General features: G+C 63.7%; 12 protein-coding genes. 5 read left to right on the plus strand and 7 right to left on the minus strand.

Translation table 11 applies throughout. The features are described from left to right. Nucleotides 1–2: 2 nt before the first annotated feature. Complete coding sequence (locus GGD62_RS10585; RefSeq protein ID WP_018316745.1) at nucleotides 3–1340, minus strand: Rieske 2Fe-2S domain-containing protein; 1338 nt, start codon at nucleotides 1338–1340, stop codon at nucleotides 3–5. A 172-nt stretch (nucleotides 1341–1512) separates the two neighbouring features. Beyond that, nucleotides 1513–2409, minus strand: a complete 897-nt coding sequence (locus tag GGD62_RS10590) for a TauD/TfdA family dioxygenase (protein WP_183708386.1) — start codon at nucleotides 2407–2409, stop codon at nucleotides 1513–1515. A 194-nt stretch (nucleotides 2410–2603) separates the two neighbouring features. Here GGD62_RS10590 and GGD62_RS10595 point away from each other — a divergent pair, with 194 nt between their 5' ends. Both GGD62_RS10595 and GGD62_RS10600 read left to right on the plus strand, forming a co-directional pair. Next, nucleotides 2604–2933, plus strand: coding sequence for a hypothetical protein (locus GGD62_RS10595; protein WP_244550564.1), 330 nt, complete (start codon nucleotides 2604–2606; stop codon nucleotides 2931–2933). After that, the gene (locus GGD62_RS10600) at nucleotides 2926–3348 is read left to right on the plus strand and encodes a type II toxin-antitoxin system VapC family toxin (protein WP_018316742.1); all 423 of its coding nucleotides are present in this window, start codon (nucleotides 2926–2928) and stop codon (nucleotides 3346–3348) included. Before GGD62_RS10595 ends, GGD62_RS10600 begins: the two co-directional genes overlap by 8 nt. Before the next feature lie 9 nt (nucleotides 3349–3357). On the opposite strand, the gene ispG is transcribed toward GGD62_RS10600, so the two are convergent. The 3 genes from ispG to GGD62_RS10615 are packed head-to-tail and all read right to left on the minus strand — an operon-like array spanning nucleotide 3358 to nucleotide 6137. Further along, on the minus strand, nucleotides 3358–4641 hold the full coding sequence (gene ispG / locus GGD62_RS10605) for a flavodoxin-dependent (E)-4-hydroxy-3-methylbut-2-enyl-diphosphate synthase (RefSeq protein WP_092251581.1): 1284 nt from the start codon (nucleotides 4639–4641) through the stop codon (nucleotides 3358–3360). A 12-nt stretch (nucleotides 4642–4653) separates the two neighbouring features. Further along, nucleotides 4654–5607, minus strand: coding sequence for a DMT family transporter (locus GGD62_RS10610; RefSeq protein ID WP_183235765.1), 954 nt, complete (start codon nucleotides 5605–5607; stop codon nucleotides 4654–4656). Between the two features lie 35 nt (nucleotides 5608–5642). After that, nucleotides 5643–6137: a Fur family transcriptional regulator gene (locus GGD62_RS10615; RefSeq protein ID WP_018316739.1), complete on the minus strand. Its 495-nt coding sequence runs from the start codon at nucleotides 6135–6137 to the stop codon at nucleotides 5643–5645. A 156-nt stretch (nucleotides 6138–6293) separates the two neighbouring features. Here GGD62_RS10615 and GGD62_RS10620 point away from each other — a divergent pair, with 156 nt between their 5' ends. From GGD62_RS10620 to GGD62_RS10630, 3 genes are read left to right on the plus strand one after another with little or no spacing between them, the layout of a single operon-like run. After that, nucleotides 6294–6776 carry a MarR family winged helix-turn-helix transcriptional regulator gene (locus tag GGD62_RS10620; RefSeq protein ID WP_026201730.1) on the plus strand — a complete coding sequence of 161 codons (483 nt, stop codon included), beginning with the start codon at nucleotides 6294–6296 and terminating at the stop codon, nucleotides 6774–6776. Then, nucleotides 6769–7932, plus strand: coding sequence for an HlyD family secretion protein (locus GGD62_RS10625; protein ID WP_183708388.1), 1164 nt, complete (start codon nucleotides 6769–6771; stop codon nucleotides 7930–7932). The genes GGD62_RS10620 and GGD62_RS10625 overlap by 8 nt, the downstream gene beginning before the upstream one ends. 17 nt (nucleotides 7933–7949) lie before the next feature. Beyond that, nucleotides 7950–9506 (plus strand): MDR family MFS transporter, encoded by a 1557-nt coding sequence (locus GGD62_RS10630; RefSeq protein ID WP_183708390.1) that lies wholly within the window; start codon nucleotides 7950–7952, stop codon nucleotides 9504–9506. A gap of 214 nt (nucleotides 9507–9720) precedes the next feature. Here the strand turns inward: GGD62_RS10630 and GGD62_RS10635 are convergent, their stop codons facing one another. Beyond that, nucleotides 9721–10812, minus strand: coding sequence for a phosphotransferase (locus GGD62_RS10635; protein ID WP_183708391.1), 1092 nt, complete (start codon nucleotides 10810–10812; stop codon nucleotides 9721–9723). 48 nt (nucleotides 10813–10860) lie between these two features. After that, nucleotides 10861–12549: a methyl-accepting chemotaxis protein gene (locus tag GGD62_RS10640; protein WP_183708393.1), complete on the minus strand. Its 1689-nt coding sequence runs from the start codon at nucleotides 12547–12549 to the stop codon at nucleotides 10861–10863. Nucleotides 12550–12753: the final 204 nt, after the last annotated feature.

Here is a 12753-nt window from a genome sequence, read left to right on the forward strand (position 1 = left end):
TCCTACTCCGCTGCCGCGATGCGTGGCCGGCCGACGAAGCCCGCGACATCGCCGAATCGTTCGAGCATGACCGCGGGTAGATCCTTCGACTTGCTGGTGACGCAGGCGCCGGAGCGCACCGCATAGCGATCCTGATGCGCCGCCTGCGGGGGCGGCTCACCCTGCTGCAGCGCCCGCGCCAGATCCATCACCACTTTACGAAAATGCATGATGCCGAGATCGGTCGGCCCGAGATGCTCGCGGGTGCGGTCGGCGATCGGCCCCTGGCTGTCCTGCACGGCGGCGTCCTGCTCGGAGACACCCTTGATGCCGGTGTAGCTCCTGGTCTTCTGCAGCTTGCGATCGATCAGATAGTCGTTGCCCTTATGGCGCAGCGGCACGTAATTGTCGTCGACCTCCGCGATCACGCCGTTGCCGCGGTCGTAGGCGTCGCGCTCCGCTTGCGACAACGGCCGCTCCGGATTCCAGGCATAGGTGTAGATCCAGCAATTGGTGTCGGTCACAGGCACGAAGGTCTGGCCAAAAATGCTCTCGCCCGGCATCGCGCTCGGCGCGTAGGCGTGGAATGGCATCAGGAATTGCGCGATGCGCCAGTAGATGCTGTCGCTGCCGGTGAGCCGGCCACCGGCAATGGTCAGTCCGGCCTCGTGCGGGCTGATCTTGATCACCGGCCGCGGGTCTTCCGCGATCCAGCGCATGTGATCGCTCGACATCCGCGCGATCGGATTCACAAAGTGCTTCTTGATGTCCAGGATCTCGTTCTCCTCCTTGTCGAAGGAGAGATGGGCAAAGGTGAAATGCGCGGTGTCGATCGAGCCTTCCAGCGCCTGCACCCAGTTGCAGTCCTGCCATTTCTTGCTGACGTAGCGGTGCGAGGCCGGCAGCAGCGCCATTTCGAGATCGGGCAGCTCGGGCATGGCCTCGATCGGACCCATATAGGCCCAGATCATCTCGCCCCATTCGCGCACCGGATAGGACTTGATGCGGATCAGGTCCTTGGCGTTGAGATCGGGATAGGAGGTCGGCATGTCGACGCAGCGGCCGTCGGTGTTGAACTTCCAGCCGTGATAGACGCAGCGGATGCCGCATTCCTCGTTTCGCCCCAGCCAGAGATTGGCGCCGCGATGCGGGCAATATTGGTCGATGACGCCGACGACGCCGCGCGTGTCGCGGAAGGCAAGCAGTTCCTCGCCGAGCACGGTGATCTTCTTCGGCTCGCCGTCTGGTTCGGGGAGTTCTTCGGACAGCAGGACGGGAATCCAGAACCGGCGCAGCAATTCGCCCATGCCTGTTCCAGGGCCGGCCTCGGTCAGGAATTTGTTGTCCTCGGCGCGGAGCATGGCTGATCCTCCCGAATATTTTCGGGAAGATTGGCGCGGACGCGGGAAGACGTCAACGCAAGAACCGCTCTCGTAGGGTGGGCAAAGCGAAGCGTGCCCACGTCCTGCCTATTTGATGAGAAGACGTGGGCACGGCGCTGACGCGCCTTTGCCCACCCTACCGCACTGTCTCCTAAACCGGCCTCTCCCCCTTCACCGTCACCCGCGTGCCCGAGCGCGTGTGGGGCCAGTAGTCCCACATCGCGCGGTGCTGGGTGCAGCGGTTGTCCCAGAAGGCGATGGCGTTCTCGGTCCAGCGGAAGCGGCACTGGAACAGTGGGTTTTCGGCGTGCTGGTAGAGATAGGCGAGCATCGAATCGCTCTCGTCGCGCGGGATGCCGTTGATGTGGCGGGTGAAGCCGCGGTTGACGTAGAGCGCCTTTCTGCCGGTGACCGGATGCGTGCGCACAACGGGATGCTCGGCGCTCGGATAGGACGGACGGTCGGCAACGCCGTAGTTCGCATAGAGCCCGCGATAGATCGGCTCGCCATCATGCAGCGCGGTGAGGCCATTGAGATAGGTCTTCATGCGGTCGGACAGCGCCTCATAGGCGGCGTACATGTTGGCGAACAGCGTGTCGCCGCCGCGCGGCGGGCACTGCTTGATGTAGAGGATCGAGCCCATCGGCGGTTCGAGATCGCAGGACACGTCGGAGTGCCAGCCCTCGCCGTTGGCACGCGGCGAGTTCTTGTCGGCGTAGATCTTCATCAGCGCCGGGTCTTCGTCCTCATGCGGCGCGGCGGGATGGAAATGCAGCTCGCCGAACTTGCGGCCGAAGGCGAGCTGCTGCTGCGGCGTGATCTGCTGGTCGCGAAAGAAGATGACGAGGTTTTCGGCGAGCGCGCGGTGGATCTCGTCCATCTGCTGATTTGAACGCGCGTCGTCGGAGACGAGCCCGCCGATGTCCACGCCCGATATTTCCGCGCCGATGATGGGGGTGAGCTTTTCGACTGCGATGGTCTCGTAGGGCGCGCCGTCGTCAGCCGTGTGGCGATAGCGCGGACCCTGCTTGCCGGCGAGTGAGCTCATGGCGTGTCTCCCGATCTGTTGTTCGTTGCTTGCTATCCTAGGCCTCGGGAGCGCAGACGCAAAGATAGCAACCCGCGAATCTTGACACACTTATAAAGTTTTAATAGTGTGTAGAAGGAAAAGAGGCTTCCACGATGGGTAAATATGAGCGACTTGGCGCGTTCCTGAAGTCCCAACGGGCCAAAGAGGTCCCTATGACCTTTGCCGAAATCGAGCGAGTCATTGGAAGCAAGCTCCCTCCTAACTCTCCTCAATACCCGGCCTGGTGGAGCAATAATCCGACCAACAATGTGATGACCAAGGTCTGGCTGGCCGCCGGCTTTCGTACCGAGCAGGTCGACACGAAGGCTCGCAAGGTCGTGTTTCGCCGGGTCGAATTGAGTTCCGCAGAACCGGCGCCGTCGCGCGTCAAGAAGCTCGGCCGCCCTCCGCTGTTCGGCGCCCTCAAAGGATTGGCACACATCCCACCCGGCGTTGATTTGACACAGCCGGCCGATCCCGATTGGGGCCAAGTGTATGAGTGATCCTGCGCCTCTTTTGCTCGATACGCATGCCGCGATCTGGATTGCAGAAGACAAACCTATTGCCACCGAGGCGAGCGAGGCGATTGAAGCCGCCTATCGCGCAGGATCTGCCATCTTCGTCTCTGCAATCACCGCATGGGAAATCGGCTTGCTCGTTGCACGCAACAGGCTGGGCCTCTCCACGAGACCAGAACTCTGGTTTCAACGGCTGCTTGCCGTCGAAGGAGTGCGGCTCGCCGAACTCACGCCCAATATTTTGATCGCGTCTTCATTCTTGCCCGGCGCACCGCCGCGTGACCCTGCGGATCGAATCATCATTGCAACCGCTCGCGACCTTGGCGCGAGCGTGATTACCCGGGACGGATTGATGCTGAGATATGGCGAGACAGGCCAGGTCAGCACGATTACATGCTGACCTGAACGCCTACTCCGCCGCGGTCACCGGCACCTTGGCGCCCTGGCCGTAACGCTGCTCGATGTAGTCGATCACCAGCGCCTTGAAGTCGGCGGAGATGGTCGGGCCGCGCAGCGTGCGGAACTTCTTGCCGTCGACGAACACGGGTGCGGCCGGCGCTTCACCGGTGCCGGGCAGGGAGATGCCGATATTGGCGTGCTTGGATTCGCCGGGGCCGTTGACGATGCAGCCCATCACCGCGACGTTGAGTTCCTCGACACCAGGATATTTCGTCTTCCAGGTCGGCATCTCGTCGCGGATGAAATCCTGGATCGAGCGCGCCAGTTCCTGGAACGTGGTCGAGGTGGTGCGGCCGCAGCCGGGGCATGCAGCGACCAGCGGCACGAAGGTGCGGAAGCCCATGGTCTGCAGCAACTCCTGACCGACCTGCACCTCACGGGTGCGGTCACCGCCAGGCTCCGGCGTCAGCGAGATGCGGATGGTGTCGCCGATGCCCTGCTGCAGCAGGATGCCGAGCGCGGCGGACGACGCCACGATGCCCTTGGTGCCCATGCCGGCCTCGGTCAGGCCGAGATGGATGGCGTAGTCGGAACGAGAAGCGAGATCCTGATAGACCGCGATCAGATCCTGCACCGCCGAGACCTTTGCGGAGAGGATGATGCGGTTCTTGGGCATGCCGAGCTCTTCGGCGCGCGCGGCCGAGAGCAGCGCGGACTGCACCATGGCCTCGCGCGTCACCGCGCGCACGTCGCGCGGATTGGCGGAAGCGGCGTTCTCGTCCATCAGCTTGGTCAGCAGCTCCTGGTCGAGCGAGCCCCAATTGGCGCCGATGCGCACCGGCTTGTTGTTCTTGTTGGCGATCTCGATGATGTCGGCGAACTGGGTGTCGCGCTTGTCCTTGAAGCCAACATTGCCGGGATTGATGCGGTACTTGGCGAGCGCCTCGGCGCAGGCCGGATAGGCCGCGAGCAGCTTGTGGCCGATATAGTGGAAGTCGCCGATCAGCGGCGTGGTGATACCGCGCTTGGCGAGGCCGTCGCGAATGTGCGGCACGGCGGCCGCGGCTTCCTCCCGGTCCACAGTGATGCGGACCATTTCGGAGCCGGCGCGCGCGAGCGCTGCGACCTGGGCGATGGTACCGTCGATGTCGGCGGTATCGGTGTTGGTCATCGACTGCACGACGATCGGCGCACCGCCGCCGACGGCGACGTCGCCGACCTTGACCTGGGTGGTATGGTAACGCGGCGCTGGCCCCGCGATGTCGGAATCGATGGTGGTTTCGGGCTTGTTCATGGGGTCCAAATATCAGGTTTTGGTGACGTTCAGCAATGCATCGCGCGGCGCCGCAGCGACTTGGCTGGGACGGTTAACCAGAAAAAGCCCAGCAATTACAAGGACGGCGGCCGCCCCGAACGCCAAGCTTAGCGTGTCGTGCATGATGAAATAGCTACCGACGACGCCAAACAAAGGGGTGATGAAGGTAAAAGCCGACAATTTGCTGGCCGAATAGGCCTTCACCAGCGCGAACCAAAGCGTGAACGTGGTTCCAACTACCCAGATCGCCTGGAAGGCCATCAGGCCGAGCGACAGCGGCGCGGGGGTGTGCGTGATGGTCTCGCCGAACAGCCAGGCCGCCAGCCCCAGGATCGGGATCGAGATCGCAACCTGATAGCCCAGCGCCTTCTCCGGCGCGGCAAACCGCAGCCGCGTGCCCTTGGCAACCAGCGTGGTTGCCGCCCACAGCGCGGCGCCGCCGACGATCATGAGGTCGCCGAGCAGGACGTGCGAATCGACATTGGGCTGCGGCACGCCAATCGCTAGGGCGACGCCGGCAAAGCTGATAGCAAGACCCAGCCATTGCGAGGCGCCAAGCCGTTCGCCGAGCACCTGGTAGGAGCCGAGCGCAACGAAGAACGGCGCGGTGTAGAGGAACACCACCGCGCGCGAGGCCGACGTGAGGCGCAGCCCCTGGAAGATCAGCACGAATTCGATGCCGAACATCAGCCCGGCGATCAGGCCCGGCTTCCACGTGCCGTCATTCTCGAAGAATTTAACCCCGCGCAGCGTGCCGATGAGGAACAGCACCGGCAGCGCGCCCGCCGACCGGATCGTGGCCTGCAGCATCGGCGGAATGTCCGGCAGCACCAGCTTCACCGCGATCTGGTTGAACCCCCAAGTCAGGCACAGCATGAGCATCAGGGCGATGGCGCCGGCACTGAGGGGACGTGCGGCGGAATGTAAGGCTTGTGGTGAGGACATCTCTTCCCGATTACCGGCTTTGCGCCGTTGTTGCTCTAAGCAGCTTTCTGACAATGGGTGCAGACGCCCGTGATCTCCACCACGGACAATTTAGGCGCAAAGCCCGAGCTGCGCGCGGCGGCATTGAGGTCCCCGGCAAAGGACGCCGACGGGATCTCGCCGACCAGGCCGCAGCGCTCGCAGATCAGGAACGCCACCGCCGAGGTCGCGTCGTGGTCGTGGGCGGCACAGGCAAGGTAGGCATTGCGGCTCTCGATGCGATGCACGAGGCCGTTGGCCATCAGGAAATCAAGCGCGCGATAGACCGTGATCGGCGCCGGCCGCGACATCGATTTGGCGAGCTCGTCGATCACCTCATAGGCGCCGAGCGGGCGATGGCTGGAGAGCAGGGCCCCCAGCACCTGACGGCGTATCGGCGTGAATTTCTGTGCGCGCTGCTTGCAGACCTCCTCGGCATGCGCCAGCGCGTCCGCGGTGCAGCGGCCGTGATCGTGGTCAGGCGCGGGAAATGCCGGCTTTGCGAGGGTCATGCGGCCACGTTCTAGCATTTGAGCCCGGGAACCCAAAGCACGACCCTGCGACCGGCTGCCAGCCATGCTTCGCCCTGCGGGACAGCATCGTGATATCCGCCATGGAATAATCATAAGCTTGCTTATTATATCCCAAGCTTATTGGAGACCAAGCTTATGACCCGCGGGTCTGTCGACCAGAACTTCCTGTTCACGCTCGGTGAGCTCTACCGCCTGTTGCGCGTCTATGCCGACAAGGAGGCATCGCGGTTCGGCATCACCCGGGCGCAATGGGCGGTGCTGGCCAAGGTCGAGCGCAGCGAGGGCATGAAGCAGTCGGAACTCGCCGAACTGCTCGAGATGCAGCCGATCACGCTGACCCGCCTGATCGACAAGCTCTGCGACAATGACTGGATCGAGCGCCGCAGCGACGCTTCGGACCGCCGCGTCAAGCGCCTGTATCTGAGGAAGGCCGGCCGGCAATTGCTGGGCCGGATGAGCGGGCTGAAGTCCGAGCTCACGGCCAACGCGCTCGACGGCATCACGCCGGCGGACGCCCATCGCCTCCTGACCCAGCTCGAAACCATCAAGGAAAACGTGCGTACCGCGATCCAGACCAGCGGCGCGGAACAGGCGCGTAAGGAGCAGCGCTATGGCTGACCAAGTCCTCAAGTTCCAGCCCGAGCAGAAGACCGACAGCGGCAAGCCCACCAAGAAAGCCGGCACCGACCCGCGCCGCCGCCTGGTCGCGGGCCTGCGGCGTTACCGCCGCTTCCTGCTCCTGGTCGTGCTGCCTGTGATCGCCGCCATCGGCGGCATCACTTTCTACCTGCATGGCGGCCGCTATGTCGGCACCGACGATGCCTATGTCGGCGCGCAGAAGGTGCTGGTGACGCCCGACATCTCGGGCAAGATCCAGAAGGTCGTCGTGAAGGAAGGCCAGTCCGTCAAGCAGGGCGACGAGCTGTTCGAGATCGACCCCGCTCCGTTTCGCCACGCGGTGGTCGAAGCCAAGGCGCAGCTCGCGCAGGCCCGCACGACCTACGACAACCTCGTCGCCAACATCAAGATCTATGGCGACATGCTGGGCCTCGCCCAGCAAGGCATCGATTTGAAGCAGCGCGACGTCGAGCGCAAGCAGGCGCTGGTGAAGAACAATTACGGCTCGCAGCTCGATCTCGACAATGCCTCAAATGCGCTGGTCACCGCCGGCGCGCAGGCGCAATACATCAAGCAACAGCTGTCCAACGCCAGGACGCAGCTGCTCGGCGACCCCGAATTGCCACTGGAGCAATTCCCGCCCTACGCACAGGCGAAAGCCAAGCTGGACGATGCCCAGCGCAACCTCGATCACACCGTGCTGCGCGCGCCGATGGACGGCGTGGCGACGCAGGTCGAGCAGATCCAGCTCGGCCGCTATGTCGCCGCCGGCACGCCGGTGTTTTCCATCATCGACGTCGCCCACCCCTGGGTCGACGCCAATCCGAAGGAGAGCGACCTCACCCACGTCACCGAAGGACAGCCCGTCACGCTCGAGGTCGACGCGTTCCCGAACCACGTCTTCAAGGGCAAGATCGGCTCGCTCTCGCCCGGCACCGGTGCGCAATTCGCGATCCTGCCGCCGCAGAACGCCACCGGCAATTTCGTCAAGGTGGTGCAGCGCGTGCCGATCCGCATCTATTTCGACGAGACCGACAAATATGTCCGGAAGCTGAAGGCCGGCATGAGCGTCTACGCCACCATCGACACCGGCCATCAGCGCTCGCTCGCCGGCCTGCTCGGCCTGTCGGCGACCGCGAGCCAGGATAAAGACTGAACGCAAGGACTGATCCGATGTCTGGTCCCAATGCCAGCCTGATGGTCCCCGGCCTGCGCCGGAACATGGTGACGATCTGCGCCATGACCGCGACCATCATGCAGGCGCTGGACACCACCATCGCCAACGTCGCCCTGCCCTACATGCAGGGCACGCTGTCGGCCTCACAGGACCAGATCAACTGGGTGCTGACCTCCTACATCGTCGCCGCCGCGATCATGACGGCGCCGGTGGGCTGGATCGCCAACCGCTTCGGCCGCAAGCGCATCTTCATCATCTGCTCGGCCGGCTTCACCATGGCCTCGGTGCTGTGCGGCCTCGCCCAGGACATCAACCAGATGGTGCTGTTCCGCCTGCTGCAGGGCGTGTTCGGCGCCGCCCTGGTGCCGTTGTCGCAATCGGTGATGCTCGATTATTACACGCTTCAGGAACGTGCCAAGGCGATGTCGATCTGGGGCATGGGCGTGATGATGGGCCCGATCATGGGCCCCTCGCTGGGCGCCTGGCTGACCGAGACCTATTCCTGGCACTGGGTGTTCTTCGTCAACCTGCCATTCGGCTTCATCACCGTGCTCGGGCTGATCGTCTTCATGGACGAGACCGACAAGAATCTCAGCCTCAAATTCGACTGGTTCGGCTTCGCCGCGCTGGCGGTTGCGATCGGCTCGCTTCAGCTCGCGCTCGACCGCGGCGAGCAATTGGGCTGGCTGGAATCCAATGAGATCCTCGCGGAGTTCATCGTTTCGGCGGTCGCCTTCTACTTCTTCCTCGCGCACTCCTTCACGACCTCGACCCCGTTCATTCGGTTCGCGCTGTTTCGGGATCGCAACTTCGTTACCGGCTGCGTGTTCATGATCGTGATGGGGCTCGTGCTGTTCTCGACCATGGCGCTGGCCTCGCCCTATATGCAGAACGTGATCGGCTATCCCATCATCACCGCCGGCCTCTTGCTGGCGAGCCGCGGCTTCGGCACCTTCTTCGCGATGATGCTGGTCGGTCGCATGATGCGCTATTTCGAGGCGCGCACGCTGATCATCGCCGGCCTGACGCTGACCGCGGGCTCGCTGTTCCAGATGACCGGCTGGACCGATCTGACCCAGGTGCCGGAGATCGTCACCGTCAGCGTCATTCAAGGCTTCGGCTTCGGCCTTGTCTTCGTGCCGCTCTCGACCGTGGCCTTCCTGACACTGTCGAACGATCTCCGTACCGACGGCACCGCGATGCTGACCCTGATGCGCAACGTCGCGAGCTCGGTCGGCATTTCCGTCGTCATCGCCCAATTGACGCAGGGGACGCGGCGGACCTACGCAATCCTGTCCGAGCACATCAACCCGTTCAACCATGCACTGCAGATGCCCGACGTCAGGGGCCTGATCAACCTGTCCACCGACGCCGGCCGCGCCATGTCCGACAGGATGGTCAGCGTCCAGGCGCAGATCATCGCGTTCGCGCAAGACTACCAGATGGTGATGCTCTTCGTCCTCTGCACCATCCCGCTCGCCTTGCTGATCGGTTCGACCAAGGCCGCGCTGCGCAAGCAGACCGCGGGACCGGAGCATGCGGTGATGGAGTAACGCACGCTCGATCTCCCAATCTCCACTGTCATCCCGGACAAGCGCAGCGAAGCGGAGCGCAGATCCGGGATCTCAGCGCGAGCGCTTGCGCTCGTCGCGATAATCACAGGGAGTAGTTTGGCGAAGACTGTGAATTACCAGTCTCGCGCCAAACTACTCCCTGTGGTTATGGGTCCCTGCGTTCGCAGGGACGACACTGAATATGCGGCGCGCCCTACAACAACTCCTCGCAGCCCAAATCATCCACCGCCGCAAACACCCGCTCCAGATTATTCCACCAGATCAGCGGCGGGAGATTGACGCTCCATTGCCAGACCGGCTTGGCGATGTGCCAGAGCACCGACCGGCGATAATCCTGGTCAAGTGCGCCGCGCGTGTAGCCGCTGACGCCGTGCGAGATCAGGGTCTCATGATAGCGGTTTAGCAGCAGGCGCTCGAGCGTCTGCCGGCGCTCCGGATACCATTGTGTCGCCATCATGTAGGCGAGATCGTGGGTCGGCACGTTGATGCGCCACTGGTCGAAGTCGAAAATCCGCACGGTGTCGGCGATGTCCGCGCGCGGCAGGAGGAAATTCCAGGTATGGGCATCGCCGTGGGCAATAGAGAGATGTCGATGGGAATGATAGCGCTCAAGCAAACGATCCGACTGCTCAATGAACCGACGATAGAGGATGCGTCGTTCTTCGCTCAGACGGTCGCCCAGAAGATCGGCAAAACGATCATAGTGGCCAGCAAAGGTCTCCATCAACCTTGACGTATCATCGGCGCTCATCCAACTGCCGACGATGTCGCCGAGACTTGGGTGGTCCCACCATGCCGCGTGCCAGCCCGCGAGCGTCGTGACCATCGCCATCGCCTGTTCGCGAGACGGCGGCAAGGGCCACGGGGCCGCGACCTCATGGCTGTCGGTGAGGTCCTCAAGCAGCAGATGCCAACTGACATTTTCCTCATCGAACTGTCCGTCAAAGCAACGCGGCACCAGCCCCGGCGGCATATTCGGTGCAAGTTTCGCATAGAAGGCCACTTCGTGCCGGCCACCATGCGCAAGCGTCTTGGCAAAATCGGCATGCGGCGTCTTCAGGATCAGTGTCTGCGGCGCGCCGCAGGATTCACCGACATAGCGCAGACCGAGGCGGATGATGTGTGACACGACGGTGTCGCGCTGATGCAGCACCTTCACCTCACGGACCGCGCCGGCGTCCAGCACGCCGCCTCTGCGCAGTGCCGCCGTCAGTCGGGCGGGCTCAACGACATCAGGCAGTTGTGGAGGTGTCATGAAATTCACGATGCCCCTGTCCCGCGCCATACTGCACGATCATAGCCCCGCGCACCAGCGGCCGAACCGACGCCGCGCTCAAGCCGCCTCGGTCGAGTCGCGCACGGTCCGCACCACGACCGACCGAAGCTGTTCGAGATTGGCCGCCATGCCGGCGATCGCCTGCCTGACCTCGGCGGCGCGCTCGTTCACGGAAGCGGCGTCGCGGCTGACATTGCCGATCTTGGCCGAGACCTCCTTCGCCGCTGAGGCCGATTCGGAAATCGACCGCGTGATCTCCCGCGTCGCGGCGTCCTGCTCTTCCATCGCGGCGGCAACCGAGGTCGCCACGCCGTCGATCTCGACGATGTGCCCTCCCATCGTCTCGACGGCATCGACCGCGGCCTGGGTCGAGGCCTGAATCTCGGTGATCAGCCGCGTGATCTCCTCGGTGGATTTGGCGGTCTGGTCGGACAGGGACTTCACTTCGGCGGCGACCACGGCGAAGCCGCGGCCGGCCTCGCCGGCACGGGCGGCCTCGATCGTGGCGTTGAGCGCCAGAAGGTTGGTCTGGCCGGCGATGCCGCCGATGAGGTCGGAGACCTCGGCGATCTTCTTCACCGATCCGGCCAGTGCCTGGATGGTCGAACGCGCCTGCTCGCGGCCGGCGACCGCCGATTTTGTGACGGTGCTGGTCCGCACGACCTGGCTTGCGATCTCGCGGATCGAGGCGCTCAGCTGTTCGGCCGCGGCCGAGACGGTCTGCGAGCTGCCCAGGGCCTGGGTGGAGGCCGCCGCGACCGCTTGCGACTGTGCGGAGAGCGACCTCGCGATCTCGGACAGGCTGGACGCCGCCCGCTCGACGCCTTGCGTCGCTGCGCCGGCGGTGTCGACCGATCGGCCGGTCTCGCGCTCGACGGTCTCGGCCATCTGGTGCAGGGCGGAGCGCTTGGCGAGCGCCGCCTCCTGCTCCTGCCGCAACTGCTCCTCGCGCAGGCGGGAATTCTCGACCGCCGCCTGCTTGAACACCACAAGCGCCCCCGCCATCGAGCCGACCTCGTCCTTTCGGTCAGCGAAAGGAATGTCGGCGGCGAGATCGCCGGTCGCGAGCTTCTGCATCGTGCCCGTCATGCGAACGATCGGCCGCACCACGCCGAGTGCGACGCCGAGCAGGCCCGCAGCAACGAAAGCCAGGACAGCGGCGGAGACGCCGAGGAGGATATAAAGCATCGAGCTGTCGCGGTCCGCGGCCAGCTTTTCCATGGCTGCATTCTGCTTGTTGGCGTTCTCGACGATGCTGTCGATCACGGCGCGATGCGCGGTGTAGGCGTCCTTCACCTGCGCATAGATGCGCTCGGACGCAGCGGCGTCCTTGGCCTTGAGGGCCGGCAGGAGCTGGTCGGACGCCTTCCAGAACTTCTGCACCTCGGCGTCGGACTTGGACACCAGCGCCGTCTTCAGGTCGGCCGAGAGGCTGGAGGTGACCCAGAACGCCTTGCGCTCGTCGTAATCCTTGCGGAGCTGGACCAGGCGTTCGCCGTGGGCCGCCAGCTGGTCCGGCTCGCGCATGGCCAGCGTCGCCTCGAGATAGGCCTCGATGACATATTCCGGCGGCGGCAGAATGTCCGCGATGAGGTCGTTGCCGAGCTTGATGTCGGAGTAGAGCGGACCGCCGACCTTGAGCTCTTTCAAGGCGTACAGGCTGGTCGAAACCACGGCGGCAAAACCGATGGCGAGAACGATGCCGAACGCAATGATCGCAGATGACAACGACAGACGAAATTTCATGAAAACAATCCAGGGCGGTGTCAAAACTGCAGCCACCCTAGACGAATACGGTAAATACGGGATTGCTTCGCGCCGAAATTGTATCGCGCGAACCCCGTCTAACTACGGGAATTTGACGTCAAGCCATCGGTATTTGAGTCAGCGAGGCTGACGCACACACGTGCGGGAGAATCGTTTCGGCCGCAGGCAGCCTCGGCCTCGATG

It is taken from the genome of Bradyrhizobium sp. ERR14, assembly GCF_014198235.1.
Taxonomy (GTDB): domain Bacteria; phylum Pseudomonadota; class Alphaproteobacteria; order Rhizobiales; family Xanthobacteraceae; genus Bradyrhizobium.